Here is a 17711-nt window from a genome sequence, read left to right on the forward strand (position 1 = left end):
CCGCAGCGCCGCGCCGGTATGTTGACCCGCGTGTTCCTCCTCTTGGCCTAGGGCCCGCCCCGCGCGCGACCGCCGCACCCGGCCGTCGCGCGCTTCGGCGTCCCCTCGTTGCCTTCCTCTGAGGAACCTTCCGTGTCCACGCCTGCTCCGCGGCCCTCGTACGCCGCCGTCCTCCGTGTCCCCCATGCCCGCCGTACCTTCGCCGCCGCACTTGTCGGCCGGCTGTCGTACGGCACGGTCTCCCTCGCCCTGATGCTTTCCCTGACCCGGTCCACCGGGTCGTACGCCGTGGCCGGCACGGTGATGGCGGTCTTCGGCGCCACGGGCGTCTTCCTTTCCCCCTACCGCGCGGCCCTCGTCGACCGGCACGGCCCGCGCCGGGCCCTGCTGCCCATGGCCCTGCTCCACGCCGCCCTGCTCTGCGCGCTGGCGGCGGTCTGCGGGCGGAGCGGCACGCCCGCGGCCGTCCTCGCGGTGACCGCCGCGTTCGCGGGCGCCTGCATGCCCCCGCTCGGGCCCACGATGCGCGCGGTGTGGGTCGAACTGCTGCCCGATCGGGCCATGCTGCAGCGCGCCTACAGCCTGGACGGCGTCGCCGAGGAGCTGCTCTTCGTCTCCGGCCCGCTCCTGGTCGGCGTGGTGATCGGGTTCGCCCCGCCGACCGTCGGCGTCGTGCTCAGCGCGGTGCTGGTGGCGGTGGGTACCCTCGCCTTCGTCACGTCGCCGGCGGCGGGCGTGCCGCGTCCGGCGGAGCGTGCGAAGGACGGCTCCGCGCCGGCCGGGGGTAAGGCCGCGGGGCAGGGGCGGGCCCTGTTGCAACCCGTCGCCGTCGCCGCGTGCGTCGGCGTCTCGGTGAGCGCCGTCGACCTGCTCGTCGTCGCCTTCGCGGGTCAGCGCGGCCTCGGCGGCTCCACCGTGGCCTGGGCGCTCGCGGCACTGTCGGCGGGCAGCGCGGTCGGCGGGCTGCTCAACGGTGCCATCGTCTGGAGTTCGTCCGCCCGTGCCCGGCTCCCGTTCCTCGCGGCCGGCCTCGGCCTCTGCCTGGTCGCCGCGGGCCTCGCGTCCGGCGTCGGCACGCTCGTCGTGGCCGTCGCCTGCGCGGGCCTGTTCGTGGCACCAGCGCTGACGACGGCGTACCTGATCGCCGACGAGAGTGCGGCGCCCGGCTTCCGGGTCCGGGCGGGAGCCTGGTGCAACACGGCGGTGAACGCCGGGGGTTCCGCCGGCGCCGCGGCGGTGGGCCTGCTGGTGGAGCGGCTGCCGCTGCCGGTGTGCTTCGCGGTGTCCGGCGCGGTCGCCGTGGCGGCGGCGCTGGTGCCGGGGCGCCGCCGCGGTCGGTCCGTCGAGTGGCGGGGGCCGCTCAGTCGTCGTCCGAGCCGGAGTCGTCGGAGTCATCCGAGTCATCCGAGTCATCCGAGTCATCCGAGTCGTCCGAGTCCGAGTCGGCCGAGTGGTGTGAGCGATCGGCCGTGACCTTGCCGGTCTTCGGGTCGACGCGCCAGTCGTGCTCGGCCTCGCCCAAGGAGTGGGTCTCGGCCTCCCAGGCCACCTTGCCGTCGCCGTAGTAGCCGTCGTCGTCCAGCTCCACGGACGTCACGGTCCCGTGGGCGGCGGCTGCCTTCGCGGCCTCGGCGGCGTCCACGGACGCGCCCTTCAGCGCGGCCCGTACCTCGTCGGTGTCGTCCTCGTCGTCGTCCGTCTCCGAGCCGAGGACCTTGCCGCCCGCCGGGTCGATCCACACGCTGTGCCAGGTGCCGTCACCGGCGAGGATGTCGACCTCCCAGGCGGCGCGCTCGTCGTCGTCGCCGTCGTCTCCGTCCTCGTCGTCCAGTTCGGCGGAGACGGCGGTGCCCGGCGCCTCGCGCAGCGCGGAGGCGATGGCCTCGGCCGCCGTCACCTTCGCCGAGGACACGCGGGAGGCGTCGTCGTCGCGGTCGCGGGAGCCGTCGCGGTCGTCGTCGTTGCTGTCGTCGGCGTCGTCGGCGTCGTCGGCGTCGTCCGCCCGGTCGCCCGCGTCGTCGCCCGCGTCGTCGTCCGAGGCCCCGCGCACGTCCGTCTGACGCGTCGTCGTACCCGAGTCGTCGTCGTCCGTGGTCGCCAGAGCCGTCGCCGTACCGCCTCCGATCAGTGCGGCGGCGGTGACGGCGGCGATCACGATGTTGCGCTTCATGCGGGTTCCTCCCGAGTCGTACAGGGTCGCTTCGATTTCGACGCCTTCACTGTCGTCCACCGACGCTGAGGCCGAGCTGAAGCCGCCTGAAGGGATCTTCAGCTTCGTTTTGCGACTCTTTACCCATGCGCCTGTTGATCGTGGAGGACGAGAAGCGTCTCGCCGTGTCGCTCGCCAAGGGCCTCACCGCGGAGGGCTACGCCGTGGACGTCGTCCACGACGGCCGGGAGGGACTGCACCGGGCCGGCGAGGGCACGTACGACCTCGTCATCCTCGACATCATGCTGCCCGGGCTCAACGGCTACCGCGTCTGCGCCGCCCTGCGCGCCGCCGGGCACGAGGTGCCGATCCTGATGCTCACCGCCAAGGACGGCGAGTACGACGAGGCGGAGGGCCTGGACACGGGCGCGGACGACTACCTCACCAAGCCCTTCTCGTACGTCGTCCTCGTCGCCCGGGTGAAGGCCCTGCTGCGGCGGCGGAAGCAGGGCGCCGGGGCATCGCCCGTGCGCGTCCACGGCGACCTGAAGGTCGACACCGCCGCCCGCCGGGTCTTCCTGGGCGAGCGCGAAGTCGCCCTGACCGCGAAGGAGTTCGCCGTTCTGGAGGAGCTCGTGGTGCGGGCCGGGCAGGTCGTGTCCAAGGCGGAGATCCTGGAACACGTCTGGGATTTCGCCTACGACGGCGACCCCAACATCGTCGAGGTGTACGTCAGCGCTCTGCGGCGCAAGCTGCGCGCCGGTCTCATCCGCACCGTGCGCGGCGCCGGCTACCGGCTGGAGGGCGAGCGATGAGCCGGCTCTTCGGCTCGGTCCGGGCCCGGGCCACGCTCGGCGCCACCCTCGTGGTCGCCGTCGCCCTCGTCGCGGCCGGCACCGCCGTCCTGCTGTCCCTGCGCTCCAACCTGCTCGGCGAGGCCGGCACCCAGGCCGAGCGCTCCGCGCGGGAGGTCGCCGCCGAGCTGTCCGTCGGGACGCGGTACACCGAGCTGTCCCTGGACGTGGACGACCGTCCGGTGCAGATCGTCGACGACGAGGGCACGCTCGTCGCCGCCAGTGAGGACCTGGAGCGGATCAGCGGCACCGGCGTCGACGCGGTGCAGCCGCAGCCGCAGCCGGCCCCCACCCCCACCGGCGACGCCGACGATGACGACGACGGCGGCGGCGACGACGGTGGCGAAGGCGGCGACTCGGACGACGACGATGACGACGCCGGCGACGCGCTGGAGCCCGGTGAGATCGGCGAGCGGACCACCGTCAGCGACGGCTCGGCGACGATCGACGGTGACACGGAGGACTACCGCTTCGCCGCCGTGCCCGTGGAGACCCGGGGCGGTGCCCAGCTCACCGTCTACGCCGGTGCCCCGCTGTCCGCCGAACACGGCGCCGTGAACACCGCGCTGACCGTCATGCTGATCGGCTTCCCGCTGCTGCTCGCGGTCGTCGGGTGGGTGACCTGGCTGGTCACCGGGCGCGCCCTGCGCCCCGTGGCGGGCATCCGCCGGGAGATGGCCGCCATCACCGCCAGCGAGGACCTCGCGCGCCGCGTCCCGGTGCCGGGCACGCACGACGAGGTGGCCAGGCTCGCCTCGACCACCAACCGGACGCTGGCCGCCCTGGAGGCCTCGGTGGAGCGGCAGCGCCGCTTCGTCGCCGACGCCTCGCACGAACTGCGCAGCCCGATCGCCTCGCTGCGCACCCAGCTGGAGGTGGCCGCGGCCCACCCGGAGCTGCTCGACCTCGACGGCGCGGTGGAGGACACCGTACGGCTGCAGCGGCTCGCCGCCGACCTGCTGCTGCTGGCCAGGCTGGACGCGGGGGAGCGGCCCGCGGACGCCCGGGTCGACCTCGGGGCGCTCGCGCGGGAGGCGGCCGAGGGCCGGACCGGAGTGACCGTGCGGGGCGAAGGCGAAGGCGAAGGCGAGGGCGCGGGCGACGGCGAGGGCGACGGCGAGGGCGCGGTGCAGGTGGCCGGGTCGCGGGGGCAGCTGGGGCGGGTGCTGGCCAATCTGCTCGACAACGCGCAGCGGCACGCCCGCTCGGCGGTGGAGGTGTCCGTGCGCCGCGACGGTGACCTGGCCGTGGTCGCGGTGGCCGACGACGGCGAGGGGGTGCCGGCGGGGGACCGGGAGCGGATCTTCGAGCGTTTCGTACGGCTCGACGCCGCCCGCAGCCGCGACGACGGCGGGGCGGGGCTGGGGCTGGCCATCGCGCGCGACGTCGCCGTACGGCACGGCGGCACGCTCACGGTCCACGAGGCGCCGGCAGGCGGCGCCCTGTTCGAGCTCCGCCTGCCGACCGCCCGGACCGTCATGCCCGCGGGGACGTGACCAGCGACGTGATCAGGGATGCGGTCAGGGACGTCCCCGCTGCCCGCGCAGGTGCTCCGCGATCGGCTTGAGCGCCTTGTCGAGCTCCGTCAGGGCCTCGGGCGCCAGCAGGTCCATGAAATGCCTGCGGACGGACGCCACATGGTGCGGCGCGACCTTCCGCATCGTCTCCAGGCCGTGCTCGGTGAGGACGGCGTAGAGCCCTCGGCGGTCGGACTCGCAGTTCTCCCGCCGGACCAGGTCCGCGTTCTCCATGCGGGTGACCTGGTGGGAGAGGCGGCTCTTGGACTGCATCGTGGCGGTGGCCAGGTCGCTCATCCGCATCCTGTCGCCCTCCGACTCGGAGAGGTTCACCAGGATCTCGTAGTCGTTCATTGTCAGGCCGAACGGCTGCAGGTCCTTCTCGAGCTGGTGCGTCAACAGCCTGTTGACCTCCAGGTGGGTGCGCCAAGCACACTGCTCCGTATCGGTCAGCCAGCGGGTGGCCGTCTCGGTCTCCATGAATGAAGTCTACCTAAAATGTTGAAAGGCGAACTAGTGAGGGGTTTTCCGTGACGATGACGGTGCGCACGCGTTCGATGTCACACTCCGCAGATTACCGCTCACAGCCCGAAGCGGCGCTGGAGGTCCCCCAGCTGTCCGGGAAGCCCCGGTACTCCGGACCGGCCTCCCGGCGCACCGGACGCCCCGCCTCCGGGCACCCCCGCCTGCTGTGGGGTGGCCCCCGTCGCCTGCTCCGCCATCAGCGCCTCGCTCGACTGCAGCAGCACCGTCCCCGCGCCCACGAACTCGAACTGGTGCTCCTCCCCGGAGGCCCCGCCGAGCCCCGTCATCGCACGTAGACCGCCCATCAGGCCGGTCATGTACCCGTGGTCGTAGTGATGGCACGGGGACGGGCAGTCGGCCCAGCCGACCAGGGCCTGCGGGTCGACCCGGATCGGGGGTTCCATGAACACCACCGGACCGTTCGACGCCGCCACGAACTTTCCGGTTCCGATCAGTGTCAGAAAGCCCGGCACGATCGACTGCTTGAGAGCGAGACTTGGCTGAAAAGCAAGCAAGTTGCCTGAGCGAATGGTCAGGTTGCCGTCTTCCAGGTCATACGAATTCACGTCGAAGGCCCGGTCGGCGAGGAGCATCTTGCCCGAGCCCTCCGCCACGACCCAGTCGCTCGCGTGCAGTGGCGAATGGAAGGACGTCCGCACCAGCCGGTCCAGCCGGCCGTGCCCGATCCCGTTGAACTCGATCGTCCCGTAGTAGGCGATCATCTTCCCCTTTTGCAGGAACCACTGGCTCCCCTTGAGCTCCACACAGAAGGTGTACGCGTTGACGCTGTCATCGGCCGGCAGCGTCGCCGGGTCGTGGTGAACGGTGCTCACAGCTTCTCCTCGGACGCCTGGACGTACACCGTGCCGCTGCCGCTGAGCTCCAGCTGGAACGCCTCGCCGGAGCCGCGCCCCACCATGTCCCGCCAGCCCATCGCCGTGGACAGCTTGTTGCGGACGTCACCGTGGTGGGCGACGTACGCCTGCGGGTCGACGCGCACCGGGCGCTGCGGGGTGATGGGGATCTCGAAGACGCCCCCGTGGGCCATCACCGCCACCGAGCCGTGACCCTTGAGGGTGGTCGTGAACAGCCCCTGCCCGCTGACCTGACCGCGCACCATGCCCATGACCCCGCCCTGCGAGCCCAGGAACACCGTGCCCTGCTCCAGGGTGCCCTCGAAGGCGAGGAGGCGGTCCGCCTCGACGTACAGGGTGTCGCCGGCGAGGCCGATCACCTGGACGTGGTGGCCGCCGTGCCCGAAGAGCACGGTGCCGCTGCCCTCGACGGTCATCAGCGGCGTGTCCTCGTTCGCCACCCGGCGGCCGATCATCGACATGACGCCGCCCTGGCCGCCCCGCAGGTTGGGCGTGAAGGACACCTCGCCCTGGTAGGCGAGCATCGCGCCGCGCTGGCTGAACAGCCGCTGCCCGGGCGCCACGGTCGCCTGCACCATCTTGGAGTTGATCTCCCGGAAGGCCATCTCACACATCCCCCGCGATCGTGTTCCGCTCGCTCGGCTGCACGTACACCAGGCCGTCGCCCTCGAAGCGGATCTGGAAGGCCTCGCCACCGCCCTCCCCGAACAGCGTGCGGAAGGTCACACCCGACTGGAAGGACTGCCGCAGGTTCCCCTGGTGCGCGACGTACGCCCCCGGGTCGACCGTCAGCGGGTACTGCGCGCTGACCCGCAGCACCACCGCCGGCCCGTCCGACATGATCGCCACCTGTCCGTGCCCCTCCACGGTCGTGGTGAACAGCCCGTTGCCCTGGGAGGCGCCGCGCGTTCCCGTGAAACTGGTGCCGGTCCGCAGCCCGGCGTCGGCCGCCAGGAAGTTGCTGGACTCGACGTACAGCGTGTCGCCCTGGAGACCCACGAGGCTGATCTCCGAGGCCCGGTCCGCGAACCAGCAGGTCCCGTGCCCCTTCACCTCCATCACCGTCATCTGCTCGCCGGTGATCCGCCGGGTCACCATCCCCCGGATCCCCTCACCGCCGCCGCTCAGCTTCTTGAAGGCCATCTCCCCGTCGTACGCGACCATCGAGCCGTTCTTCGCCTTCACGGCGTCCCCGGTCATGTCGACGGCGAGTACCTTGCTGTCTTGAAGTCGGAACATCGCCACAAATGTGACGCTAGCGTGCCGGGTGGGCCCGCCGACAGATCTCACGGGCGGATACCCGTCGATCGCCTCCCCCGAAGTCGGTGTCGCCGCCCCCCTCACCCGGGCGCGTCGGGGGTTTGCCACAATGGACGCGCGCTTGTGCGCACGTTCACAAACCGCCGTCCCGGCGGTGCCCGACGTATCGATACCTCTCCCACCGAAGGTGACCCGTGGACCTCAAGACCGCCTCCGCCCTCCGCCGCCTCCGCCTGGTCTCCGGCCCCGAGGCGATCTCGTTCCTGCTGCTGATGGTCTGCTCCGTCCTGAAGCGGACCACCGACTTCAACGCGGTGCCCGTGATGGGCGCGGTCCACGGCTTCCTCTTCGTCGTCTACGTGCTCTTCTGGGCGGACGCCTGGAACCGCGCCAAGTGGTCCCTGGGCACCGCCGCCTTCTACTTCGTCATGTCGGTCCTGCCGACCGGCGGCTTCTTCGCCGACCGCAGGCTCAAGCGCGAGGCCGAGAGTGCGGTCATCGCCTCCCGCGCCCGCCAGGAAGGTGTCGTGGGAGCGTGATCGTCGCCTTCTCCGTCACGCCGCTCGGCGTCGGCGAGGACGTGGGGGAGTACGTCGCCGACGCCGTCCGGGTGGTCCGCGAGTCGGGCCTGCCGAACCGCACCGACGCGATGTTCACGTCGGTCGAGGGCGAGTGGACGGAAGTCATGGACGTCGTCCGGCGCGCCGTCGCCGCCGTCGAGGCACGGGCCCCGCGCGTCTCCCTGGTCCTCAAGGCGGACATCCGCCCCGGCGTGACCGACGGCCTCACCTCGAAGGTCGACACGGTGGAGCGGCACCTCGCGCGGTAGCCGTGCGCCGCGGGCGGTGGTATCGAAAGGCGAGACGGGGCTGACCGGGATATGACCGGCCGGTAGGGTCTGATGCCGTGCCGAAGCCCCTCAGTCTCTCCTTCGATCCCATCGCCCGTGCCGACGAACTCTGGAAGCAGCGCTGGGGCGGCGTGCCCTCCATGTCCGCCATCACCTCCATCATGCGGGCGCACCAGATCCTGCTGGCCGAGGTCGACGCGGTGGTGAAGCCGTACGGGCTGACCTTCGCGCGCTACGAGGCGCTGGTGCTGCTCACCTTCTCCAAGTCGGGCGAGCTGCCGATGTCCAAGATCGGCGAGCGCCTCATGGTGCACCCCACCTCCGTCACCAACACCGTCGACCGGCTGGTGAGGTCGGGCCTGGTGGACAAGCGCCCCAACCCCAACGACGGCCGCGGCACGCTCGCCACCATCACCGACAAGGGCCGTGAGGTGGTCGAGGCGGCCACCCGCGACCTCATGGCGATGGACTTCGGCCTGGGCGCGTACGACGCCGAGGAGTGCGGCGAGATCTTCGCGATGCTCAGACCGCTGCGGGTTGCCGCGGGGGATTTCGCGGCGGAGTAGCCCGGCCCGGACGTCAGTACGCGCGTCGGTGGCGGATCAGTCCCTGTCCGTGAACAACCGGTCGGCGAGCAGGAGCGCGAGGGGACCGGCGGGCAGGAGGAAGCGGCCTTCGGTGGCTGCGGTGACTGCGTCGGCCAGGGGCCACCAGGTGAGCTTGAAATCCTCTTCGCTGTCGTTGAGTTCCTGAGGACCGAGGGTGAGCTCTTCGGCCAGGTAGAGGGAGATCCGAGCGGCGCTTCCGAGGGTGATGGCATAGGTGCCGAGGTGACGCCACTTCGCGGCGGTGACACCCGCTTCTTCCCTAAGCTCGCGGCGGGCACACTGCTCGGGCTTCTCGCCGGGGTCCCGTCTGCCTCCTGGGAGGAACATCCCTCCGTGCTGAGCGTTGCGGGAGCTGAGGACGGCGACGCGTCCGCCCTCGTCGAGCGCGACGATGACGGACGCGTCCTGAAGGTCCGGAGTGTTGGTCATGTGCTCAGTTCTGTCAGGTGGTCGGTGATGGTGTCGGCGAGTTCGCCGGGTGTGCGGTCGTCTGTATCGATGATGACGGCCGTGGTGTCGTCTGCTGCTGCTTTGTCGAAGTTCGAGCGGAGGCGTTCCAGGCGTCCGGGGACCGTGATCATGTCGTGGTCGTCCTGGTTGTAGTCCTTCTTGCCCGCCATTCGGGTGCGGAGTGTTCGGTTTGTGCACCGTAGATAGAACGTGAGGTCAGGGGCAGGGAGGTATGGGCGGAACGGGGCAAGGAGCTCCGCGACTTGAGCCATCTCGAGTTCGTGGACGGCGGAATGGTAGGCGAGCACCGACGACACATAGCGGTCGGAGACGACGGCCCCGCGTTCCAGATGGCTCCGGACGATGTCGGAGGCGTGGAGGACCCCGGACAGATAGAACGCGAGCTGTGGCAGGGCGCGAGTGTTCGCGTTCATGACCGGCGCCCACGGCATGTAGAAGTCGGGCACGGTGTGCAGGGTTCCGGCGTTCAGCCGCTCCGCGAGAAGGCGGGCGAGGGTGGATTTCCCGATGCCGGAGATCCCTTCCAGAACGATGAACGGGCCGTTTCCACGGGCGGGGACGCCGGGCGTGTAGGCGCCGTACAGGGGGCTCACAGGGTGCCCTCGGTGAAAGCGGACAGGTGGCGGGCGATCGCCGTAGCGGTGGAGGCCTGGTTGGCGAGGAGGAGCCGGAGGTCCAGACGCAGGTCATCACGTAGGAGGCACGGCTGTACTCCGCCGGCGTGGTCCATGCGCAGCGACCAGAACCCCTCGACGCATCGCGGCTTGACGGGGCAGGTGCCGCACTGCCCGACGTGGTGGCGCCCCAGGATCCGTTGGATGATGTCGATCTCTACGCCGTCGACGCGGAAGACGCGGCGGCCCTGGCCGACTCCCGCGATCTCGGTGCGCTCGTCAGTGGTGAGGCTGCGGAGGTGCTGAATGAGTCCGTCAGCGGTGACGGCTGAGTCACGGTGGGCCTCGTTGAAGTCGGTGTCCACCAGCTCGATGAACTGCACCGGGAGCCGTCGTTTCAGGGCGTAGTCGAGGATGGGCAGGATCTCGTGTGCGTTCTCGCGCTGGAGCAGCGTGTTCAGCTCTACGCGCTCGAACAGTTCCCGGGCCGCGTCGATGCCGTCGAGGATCTGGTTGATGCCGAACCGCACGCCCGCGATCTCGTACAGACTGTCGTCCGAAAAGTAGTGCAGGGAGATCTTCACCTTGTCCAGGCGGGTGGTGGAGAGCCATGCCGCATTGCGGCGGACGAGGCTGCCGTTCGTGATCAGCGTGTAGGAACCGTCGGCGCCCGCGTCGGGAAGTTCCGTGAGGACGGGCCTGGCGAGCGGGGAGAGGAGTGGTTCACCACCGGTGAAGTAGACGCGCTTCAGCCCGGCGGCGATCACGTCACGGAGCACTGTGAGGTAGTCGGCGGCCGTCAGCTCTCCAGGGCGCGGGCGGTCCTTGCTGTGCATTCGGGTGTGCGGCGGTGGTACGTCTCCTTCGTTGTGACAGAACCAGCATGCCTCGTTGCACAGCGGGGTCAGGGAGACCCGGAGCTGCCCGCGCAGGGCGGCGAAGTTCCGCAGCGCCGTCCAGTCCGTGGCGGGCGGAGACGAGGCCGACAGGATCGGGATGGTCATGGGATGTCCTCCGATGGTCGTGTCGAGTGATGTTGTGCCGTCCCGCCCGATGTGCGGGCGGAGGTAGGACTTCGCTCCGCCAGGGCCACCAGAGGTGCGGCAGTTGGTGCCATGGCGGGTGATTCGTCCGCTGGTTACGACAGGAGGGCGGGGAAGCCGACGGTCGGGCCGGGAGGACTGGGTGACTCCGGGCGCGCGCTGGATCCCCCGCTCACGGTTGGGCTCTCAGCAGGGCCCAGACGGTCTTGCCGCCCGGGCGGTGGGTCACGCCCCAGTCGGCGGCGAGGGCCGCCACAAGGATCAGGCCACGGCCATTGATTTCGTCCTCGCCCGGCTCGCGCTTCGCTGGACGGGTCATGGAACCGTCGGATACCTCGATCCGGACCGCGTCCGAGGCCGGGCGCTCCAGTGTCAGACGGCAGTGACCGGGCTCCTGTACGTTGCGGCTGCCCGAATGCCGGATCGCGTTGGTTACCAGCTCGCAAGCGATCAGTTCGGCGTCCGCCGTCAGGTCCTCGGACAGCCCCCAACACTTCATCGTGGTCCGCGCTGCCAGGCGTGCCACGGCCGCGCTTTGCGGCAGGCGGACGAGACACACGTCATAGCCCGGATACCCGGTCCCGTGAGCGTGCAGTTGGGGGACGGCGGTTGCTGATCGTCTTGCCGTCATGCTGGTCATCGGGGGCCTCACGGTCGGGCGGCTGGGGGACGTGTCGGCTGTTCCTCAAAGGGGCGAGGGACGGTCGCCGAGTCCAGAACGGCCCGTGGTGTGGGGCTCGTTGCTGTCCTGATGACCAGTCAATGGTTACTCAGTGCTGTGGGACCATCACAGATGCGGCACCCGCATACAGATATGAGCTGAGCGGGTACGGACAGGCGCACGGTGCCGTGGGGACTCGTAACGTGGGGGGTGTGCCGTGAAGTGGCAGGCAGCAGCGGTCCGAGAGGCGTCCCGGACCGGGGACTACGGCAAGGTCATTGAACTTGTCCGGCAGGACCAGCGCATGACCCAAGCGCAACTGGGTGGGGCGATCGGTCTTTCGCAGTCGGCCGTCTCCCGGTTGGAGAAGCGCGGCGCGCGTACGTACAGCACGGACGTCCTGGCAGCGGCGTGCGCACACCTGGGCTTTCCACCGGCGTTGGTGGGGCTCGCGGACAGTCGCCCACAGGGGCAGGCGAACGGTGATGATGACGTGGACCGACGACAATTCCTGGGCGGCGTCGCGGCGACAGCGGCGACGCCGGCACTGGCTGCATTGCCCGCCGAGACCGGTCCGGGGAGCGGCCAGGCCGCCGTGCTGCGGCTGTCGACATCGGCGTACCGGAGGCTCGACGGTTCGACACCGTCCCGCGATCTCTCCGAGGCCGTGAGGTCACACATGCGGCTGATTCAGAGCGTCAGCGGCACGGCGGCGGGCGACGGCGATCGCAACCGGCTTGCGGCGGTTGGCAGCGAGGCCGCGAGCCTGGCTGGCTGGCTGGCATGGGATATGGGCGACAACGGTTCCGCGCGTGTCTGGTACGGCTCGGCGGTCAAGGCGGCCCGATCGTCCGGGGACCCGCTCCTGGCGGCCTACCAGACCGGGAGCCTGGCCCAGTTCGAGGCGCACGCGGGAAACGGTACCGAGGCCCTGAACCTGGCCAGACGGGCCCGGCGAGTGCTCGGGGACCGTCGGCCGCCGGTCGCGGAGGCCTGGTTGCTGTCCGTGGAAGCCCTCGCCCATGCCGCCGACGGCGACCGCCGCTCGGCCGACAGGGCGCTGACCGCGAGCCGCGCAGCAGCCGAGGCGCTGCCCGAGGAGCCGCCGCCCTGGCCCTGGGTGTTCGCGTTCGGCCCGGAGAAGGTGACCGCGTGCCGCGTGACCTGTGGGGCGCGGCTCGGTCTGGCTGACTGGGTGCTGTCGGACGATGTGGCAGCCCTGGCCACCGGCCACGCGAAGCAGCGTGCCCTCCTGGTGATCGACATCGCCGCCGGACACCTGGCCGGCGGACGTGTGGAGTCGGCGTTCGCCCTCGCTCGGCGGGCACTCGAGACCGGGCTGACGTACAAATCCGGGCGCATCGTGGAACGGGCCCGCGCCCTGCGCCGGACCCTCACGGCCAACGCGCCGCCCAAGGTGGTGCGCGACTTCGACGAGCGCCTGCACGGCGCATATCTCTAGGAGGACAGGCATGCGGGTGGGAATCACTGGTCATCGCGGACTCGGCGCGGAGGTGGAGAGGCGCGTGCGGGAAATGCTCGACGAAGCGGTGAGTGCCTACGACGCCGCTGATCTGGTCGGCGTTTCGTGCCTCGCGGACGGTCCTGACGCCTGGTTCGCCGAAGCCGTGGTGAAGCATGGTGGCCGTCTTGAGGTGGTCATTCCGGCGACCGGGTACCGAGACGCGCTCCCGGAGTGGCACCACGCCACCTATGACGCTCTGCTGGGGCAGGCAGCCGATGTCCACGAGACCGGCATGGACGAGTCGACGTCCGAGGCGCACATGGTGGGCTCGGAGGTCCTCGTGGGACTGTCCGACGACCTCCTCGCGGTGTGGGACGGCAAGCCGGCCCGGGGTTTCGGCGGTACCGCGGACGTGGTCTCGTACGCGCGGCGAAGCGGCATCCCGGTGCGGGTCCTGTGGCCGGAGGGCGCCACCCGCTGATCGTCACCGCTATTGGGCCTGCCGCAAAAGTGGATTCTGAGCTGTCGTGATCATGGTGTGGTGCGAGGGGACTTGACGGACTGGCAGTGGGCTGGACTGGAGCCGCTGCTGCCGGCGGGGAGGAGGCCGGGGCGGCCGCGGACGTGAACACGTCGGCAGTTGATCGACGGGATGTGGCGGACCCGGGCGGGCGCGCCTTGGCGGGACGTCCCCGAGCGGTACGGCCCGTGGGGCCGGGTCTACGACCTGTCCCGCCGCTGGCAGCGCGACGGCATACGGAAGCGAGCCGCCCGGCGGGGTCGACACCGAGCCGGACGACCACGGGCTCGGACGCTCCCGCGACCGACCAGGGGCACAAGCCACTGTCCCTGCTGATCACTGCGGACCACCGCCACGACAGCCCTCGGCTCCCACCCGTCCTCGGACGCATCCGCCTGCCTCGCACCGGTCCCGGACGCCCGCGCACCACGCCGGACAGGGTTCGTGCCGACCAAGCCTCTGGATCCCGCGCGCACCGCTCGTGCCCGCGCGGGGGGATACGACGAACCCGCCGTCCGATACGAGGCGACCGTGCTGGTCGCAGTCCTCGACGAGTGGCTGTGACCAGCATGGTCGCGACCGGCTCTAGATGTGGAACGTGGTGGTTGCCTCCAGGGCCGCCCGGCCGGTCACGACCCGGTTCACCGGCGCGTTCTCGTCGGCGTAGCCGAAGGAGATCCCCACGAGCAGCTTCCCCTCGTCCACTCCGAGCTGGTCGCGGACGGCGTCGGAGTAGAAGCTGAGCAGGCCCTGCGGGCAACTGGCCACGCCGTAGGCGGTCATGGCCAGCAGCAGCGTCTGCAGGTAGGCGCCGGCGTCGGCGGCCAGTCGCGGCCCGCCGTCGCCGGTGACGAACAGGAACGCGGCATGGGGCGCCCCGTAGAAGCCCAGGCTCTCCGCGTCGTAGGCCGCGCGGGCCGTGTGGTCCTCGGGGCCGATGCCCAGCGCTCCGTACAGATCGGCCCCGAAGGCGGCCCGCCGCTCCTGGTGGACGGGGGCGTACATGTCCTCGGAGTACGGATAGTCGGCCGTGACGCGTCGCTCGGCGTGGGCCGTTCGCAGGGCGTCGGCCAGACGGTCTCGCCGTGCGCCGCCGACCACCTCTACACGCCACGGCTGTGCGTTGGAGTTGGACGGCGCGGCGCCGGCCAGGGAGAAGATCCCGCGCAGAGTGTCCTGGGGCACCGGGTCGGGACGGAAGGCGCGGGTCGCGTGGCGCCCGCGGATCAGCTGCTCGGCGTACTCCCACGCTCGTGTCCCGCCCGTCCGTGTTCCGCCGGTGGGCGCCTCGCTCGTGCGCGTCGGGGTGAAGACCGGTCCGCTCATGGAACTCTCCCTGGATTCGTCGAAGTAAACGGAACCGTTTACCTGGAGCGCACTATAGCCCCAGCCGCCCCTCTGAAGTAAACGAGAACGTATACTTACGTCATGACCACGGTGACGACGGCGTCTCGACGGCAGGGGCGCGGAGGACGGGAGCGCATCCTGGCCGCCGCGGGCGGACTGTTCGCAGCCCAGGGGATCAACGCGACCGGCATGGAGCAGATCGCGGAGCGGGCGCCGGTGTCCAAGCGCACCCTCTACGCGCACTTCAGGACCAAGGACGAGCTGGTCCTCGCCCACCTCGAGGACCTCGCCTCGACGGGGCGCACGCTGGAGGGTGCGCTGACACGCAAGGACACCTCTCCCCGGGAGCGAATCCTCACGCTGTTCGACCCGCCCCCGGCCGGCACGGATCCGGTGCGCGGATGCCCGTTCATCGACGCCGCCGTGGAGTTCCCCGACCCGCGGAACGCGGTCCACTCCTACGCCCGCGAACGGAAACTGCTGATGGTGCGGCTGGTGGCCGACCTGGTCGCGGAGCTGGGCTGCCGCGAGCCCTCCGTCCTCGCCGAGCAGCTCGTGACCCTCGCGGACGGCGCCGCCAGCCGCGCCATGGTGCTGGACGACTCGAACTACGGCCGGCACGCGCGGGCAGCGGCGGAGATCCTCCTGGACAACGCGCTGCCGACCACGAGCTGACCGGCCAGGCCGCCGCGGGTCGCCGCGGGGGACTCCGGAGAGGCCTGAGCGAGTCGCCGGGCCCGCTCGAAGATCGCGCGAAACGGACGGTTACGCTCGTACGCATGAAAAAGAGCGTGCTGACCCGCTACCGGGTCATGGCGTACGTCACCGGTGTGCTGCTGATCCTGCTCTGCCTCGGCATGATCGCCAAGTACCTGCTGGACATGGACGGTGCCGACGGCTTCACCCACGTCGTCAGCCTCGCGCACGGCTGGCTGTACGTCGTCTACCTCGTCTTCGCCTTCGACCTGGGCTCCAAGGCGAAGTGGAAGGTCAGCAAGCAGCTGTGGGTGCTGCTGGCCGGGACCGTGCCGACCGCCGCGTTCTTCGTGGAACGCAGGATCAGCCAGGAGCTGGAGGCCAAGGCAGCCGCGGCCGAGGCGCCCGCGCCCGTCAAGGCGTAACCGGCACTTCGCGGGCTTTCTCACCGCCGTACGGACACCCGTACGGCGGTCCCCCATCGACATTTACTTGGACGTCCTAGTAAATTCGGGGGTATGGACGCTCACGCCATAGAGGAGGGCCGCCTTCGCTGGCAGGCCCGGTACGACGCGGCGCGCAAGCGCGACGCGGACTTCACCACGCTCTCCGGTGACCCCGTGGAGCCGGTGTACGGGCCCCGGCCCGGGGACGAGTACGAGGGCTTCGAGCGGATCGGCTGGCCGGGGGAGTACCCCTTCACCCGAGGCCTGTATCCGACCGGCTACCGGGGGCGGACCTGGACCATCCGGCAGTTCGCCGGGTTCGGGAACGCCGAGCAGACCAACGAGCGCTACAAGATGATCCTCCGCAACGGCGGCGGCGGGCTCTCGGTCGCCTTCGACATGCCGACGCTGATGGGCCGCGACTCCGACGACCCGCGCTCGCTGGGCGAGGTCGGACACTGCGGGGTGGCCATCGACTCGGCCGCCGACATGGAAGTGCTCTTCCAGGACATCCCGCTCGGCGACGTGACGACCTCCATGACGATCAGCGGGCCCGCCGTGCCCGTGTTCTGCATGTACCTGGTCGCCGCCGAGCGGCAGGGCGTCGACGCGTCCGTGCTCAACGGCACGCTCCAGACCGACATCTTCAAGGAGTACATCGCCCAGAAGGAGTGGCTCTTCCAGCCCGAGCCGCACCTGCGCCTGATCGGCGACCTGATGGAGTACTGCGCGGCCGGCATCCCCGACTACAAGCCGCTCTCCGTCTCCGGCTACCACATCCGCGAGGCCGGCTCGACGGCCGCGCAGGAGCTGGCGTACACGCTGGCGGACGGCTTCGGCTACGTGGAGCTGGGGCTCAGCCGCGGGCTGGACGTGGACGTCTTCGCGCCCGGGCTGTCCTTCTTCTTCGACGCGCACCTCGACTTCTTCGAGGAGATCGCCAAGTTCCGCGCGGCCCGGCGCATCTGGGCCCGCTGGATGCGGGACGTGTACGGCGCGAAGACCGACAAGGCGCAGTGGCTGCGCTTCCACACGCAGACCGCCGGTGTCTCGCTCACCGCCCAGCAGCCCTACAACAACGTGGTGCGTACGGCGGTGGAGGCGCTGGCGGCGGTGCTCGGCGGCACGAACTCCCTGCACACCAACGCCCTGGACGAGACCCTCGCGCTGCCGAGCGAGCAGGCCGCCGAGATCGCCCTGCGCACCCAGCAGGTGCTGATGGAGGAGACCGGCGTCGCCAACGTCGCCGACCCGCTGGGCGGTTCCTGGTTCGTCGAGCAGCTGACGGACCGGATCGAGGCCGACGCGGAGAAGATCTTCGAGCAGATCAAGGAGCGGGGGCTGAGGGCCCACCCCGACGGGAAGCACCCCATCGGGCCGATCACCTCCGGCATCCTGCGCGGCATCGAGGACGGCTGGTTCACCGGCGAGATCGCCGAGTCCGCCTTCCGCTACCAGCAGTCCCTGGAGAAGGACGACAAGAAGGTCGTGGGCGTCAACGTCCACACCGGCTCCGTCACCGGCGACCTGGAGATCCTGCGGGTCAGCCACGAGGTGGAGCGCGAGCAGGTGCGGGACCTGGGCGAGCGCAAGGCGGCCCGCGACGACGCGGCCGTACGCACGGCTCTGGACGGCATGCTCGCCGCGGCCCGCTCCGGCGGCAACATGATCGAGCCGATGCTGGACGCGGTGCGCGCGGAGGCGACGCTGGGCGAGATCTGCGGGGTGCTGCGCGACGAGTGGGGCGTGTACACGGAGCCCGCCGGCTTCTAGACCCCACGCCACCCGGTCAGGGCGGCGGGAGCAACCA

22 protein-coding genes are annotated in these 17711 nt (G+C 70.7%); 12 read left to right on the top strand and 10 right to left on the bottom strand.

All coding sequences use genetic code 11. From position 1 onward, the window contains the following. The first annotated feature begins 132 nt into the window (after nt 1-132). Nucleotides 133-1473 carry an MFS transporter gene (locus QC283_RS13770; RefSeq protein ID WP_279561776.1) on the top strand — a complete coding sequence of 447 codons (1341 nt, stop codon included), beginning with the start codon at nt 133-135 and terminating at the stop codon, nt 1471-1473. Here QC283_RS13770 and QC283_RS13775 read toward each other — a convergent pair. Beyond that, nucleotides 1361-2170, bottom strand: coding sequence for a PepSY domain-containing protein (locus QC283_RS13775; protein WP_279561778.1), 810 nt, complete (start codon nt 2168-2170; stop codon nt 1361-1363). The two genes, QC283_RS13770 and QC283_RS13775, sit on opposite strands and share 113 nt — an antisense overlap. 125 nt (nt 2171-2295) lie before the next feature. On the opposite strand from QC283_RS13775, the gene QC283_RS13780 reads away from it, so the two are divergent. Together QC283_RS13780 and QC283_RS13785 are read left to right on the top strand one after the other, a co-directional pair. After that, nucleotides 2296-2964, top strand: a complete 669-nt coding sequence (locus QC283_RS13780; protein WP_279561779.1) for a response regulator transcription factor — start codon at nt 2296-2298, stop codon at nt 2962-2964. After that, nucleotides 2961-4499 carry a sensor histidine kinase gene (locus QC283_RS13785; protein WP_279561780.1) on the top strand — a complete coding sequence of 513 codons (1539 nt, stop codon included), beginning with the start codon at nt 2961-2963 and terminating at the stop codon, nt 4497-4499. The genes QC283_RS13780 and QC283_RS13785 overlap by 4 nt, the downstream gene beginning before the upstream one ends. Nucleotides 4500-4523: 24 nt before the next feature. Here the strand turns inward: QC283_RS13785 and QC283_RS13790 are convergent, their stop codons facing one another. The 4 genes from QC283_RS13790 to QC283_RS13805 all read right to left on the bottom strand — a co-directional run bounded on the left by QC283_RS13790 (nt 4524) and on the right by QC283_RS13805 (nt 7159). Next, nucleotides 4524-5000 (bottom strand): MarR family winged helix-turn-helix transcriptional regulator, encoded by a 477-nt coding sequence (locus tag QC283_RS13790; protein ID WP_279561781.1) that lies wholly within the window; start codon nt 4998-5000, stop codon nt 4524-4526. Nucleotides 5001-5101: 101 nt separating this feature from the next. Beyond that, a complete protein-coding gene (locus QC283_RS13795) occupies nt 5102-5878 on the bottom strand; it encodes an AIM24 family protein (RefSeq protein ID WP_279561782.1) in 777 nt (258 codons plus the stop codon). Then, the gene (locus tag QC283_RS13800; RefSeq protein WP_279562002.1) at nt 5875-6525 is read right to left on the bottom strand and encodes an AIM24 family protein; all 651 of its coding nucleotides are present in this window, start codon (nt 6523-6525) and stop codon (nt 5875-5877) included. The genes QC283_RS13795 and QC283_RS13800 overlap by 4 nt, the downstream gene beginning before the upstream one ends. 1 nt (nt 6526) lies before the next feature. Next, nucleotides 6527-7159, bottom strand: a complete 633-nt coding sequence (locus QC283_RS13805) for an AIM24 family protein (protein ID WP_279561783.1) — start codon at nt 7157-7159, stop codon at nt 6527-6529. A 215-nt stretch (nt 7160-7374) separates the two neighbouring features. Here QC283_RS13805 and QC283_RS13810 point away from each other — a divergent pair, with 215 nt between their 5' ends. The 3 genes from QC283_RS13810 (at nt 7375) to QC283_RS13820 (ending at nt 8596) form a co-directional block, all read left to right on the top strand. Then, the gene (locus QC283_RS13810; protein ID WP_279561784.1) at nt 7375-7719 is read left to right on the top strand and encodes a DUF3817 domain-containing protein; all 345 of its coding nucleotides are present in this window, start codon (nt 7375-7377) and stop codon (nt 7717-7719) included. Continuing rightward, the gene (locus QC283_RS13815) at nt 7716-8009 is read left to right on the top strand and encodes an MTH1187 family thiamine-binding protein (RefSeq protein ID WP_279561785.1); all 294 of its coding nucleotides are present in this window, start codon (nt 7716-7718) and stop codon (nt 8007-8009) included. The genes QC283_RS13810 and QC283_RS13815 overlap by 4 nt, the downstream gene beginning before the upstream one ends. Before the next feature lie 77 nt (nt 8010-8086). Next, a complete protein-coding gene (locus QC283_RS13820; RefSeq protein ID WP_279561786.1) occupies nt 8087-8596 on the top strand; it encodes a MarR family winged helix-turn-helix transcriptional regulator in 510 nt (169 codons plus the stop codon). 36 nt (nt 8597-8632) lie between these two features. Here the strand turns inward: QC283_RS13820 and QC283_RS13825 are convergent, their stop codons facing one another. From QC283_RS13825 to QC283_RS13840, 4 genes are all read right to left on the bottom strand, one after another. Continuing rightward, entirely contained in the window at nt 8633-9067 is a 435-nt protein-coding gene (locus QC283_RS13825; protein ID WP_279561787.1) for an NUDIX hydrolase, read from the bottom strand. After that, nucleotides 9064-9702, bottom strand: coding sequence for a dTMP kinase (locus QC283_RS13830; RefSeq protein WP_279561788.1), 639 nt, complete (start codon nt 9700-9702; stop codon nt 9064-9066). The genes QC283_RS13825 and QC283_RS13830 overlap by 4 nt, the downstream gene beginning before the upstream one ends. After that, nucleotides 9699-10727 (bottom strand): radical SAM protein, encoded by a 1029-nt coding sequence (locus tag QC283_RS13835; protein WP_279561789.1) that lies wholly within the window; start codon nt 10725-10727, stop codon nt 9699-9701. The genes QC283_RS13830 and QC283_RS13835 overlap by 4 nt, the downstream gene beginning before the upstream one ends. A 211-nt stretch (nt 10728-10938) precedes the next feature. Further along, nucleotides 10939-11406 carry an ATP-binding protein gene (locus tag QC283_RS13840; protein ID WP_279561790.1) on the bottom strand — a complete coding sequence of 156 codons (468 nt, stop codon included), beginning with the start codon at nt 11404-11406 and terminating at the stop codon, nt 10939-10941. Between the two features lie 325 nt (nt 11407-11731). Here QC283_RS13840 and QC283_RS13845 point away from each other — a divergent pair, with 325 nt between their 5' ends. From QC283_RS13845 to QC283_RS13855, 3 genes are all read left to right on the top strand, one after another. Continuing rightward, the gene (locus QC283_RS13845) at nt 11732-12889 is read left to right on the top strand and encodes a helix-turn-helix domain-containing protein (protein WP_279561791.1); all 1158 of its coding nucleotides are present in this window, start codon (nt 11732-11734) and stop codon (nt 12887-12889) included. A gap of 10 nt (nt 12890-12899) precedes the next feature. Next, a complete protein-coding gene (locus QC283_RS13850; protein WP_279561792.1) occupies nt 12900-13373 on the top strand; it encodes a hypothetical protein in 474 nt (157 codons plus the stop codon). A gap of 171 nt (nt 13374-13544) precedes the next feature. After that, nucleotides 13545-13748 carry a transposase gene (locus tag QC283_RS13855; protein ID WP_279562003.1) on the top strand — a complete coding sequence of 68 codons (204 nt, stop codon included), beginning with the start codon at nt 13545-13547 and terminating at the stop codon, nt 13746-13748. A 249-nt stretch (nt 13749-13997) separates the two neighbouring features. Here QC283_RS13855 and QC283_RS13860 read toward each other — a convergent pair whose 3' ends face one another. Next, a complete protein-coding gene (locus QC283_RS13860; protein ID WP_279561793.1) occupies nt 13998-14738 on the bottom strand; it encodes a nitroreductase in 741 nt (246 codons plus the stop codon). A 102-nt stretch (nt 14739-14840) separates the two neighbouring features. On the opposite strand from QC283_RS13860, the gene QC283_RS13865 reads away from it, so the two are divergent. The 3 genes from QC283_RS13865 (at nt 14841) to QC283_RS13875 (ending at nt 17674) form a co-directional block, all read left to right on the top strand. Continuing rightward, nucleotides 14841-15434, top strand: a complete 594-nt coding sequence (locus QC283_RS13865; protein WP_279561794.1) for a TetR/AcrR family transcriptional regulator — start codon at nt 14841-14843, stop codon at nt 15432-15434. 104 nt (nt 15435-15538) lie between these two features. Next, on the top strand, nt 15539-15880 hold the full coding sequence (locus QC283_RS13870) for a DUF3817 domain-containing protein (RefSeq protein WP_279561795.1): 342 nt from the start codon (nt 15539-15541) through the stop codon (nt 15878-15880). A 93-nt stretch (nt 15881-15973) separates the two neighbouring features. Further along, on the top strand, nt 15974-17674 hold the full coding sequence (locus QC283_RS13875) for an acyl-CoA mutase large subunit family protein (protein WP_279561796.1): 1701 nt from the start codon (nt 15974-15976) through the stop codon (nt 17672-17674). The last annotated feature ends 37 nt before the right edge of the window (nt 17675-17711 follow it).

This window comes from Streptomyces sp. DH41 (assembly GCF_029813785.1).
GTDB lineage: Bacteria > Actinomycetota > Actinomycetes > Streptomycetales > Streptomycetaceae > Streptomyces.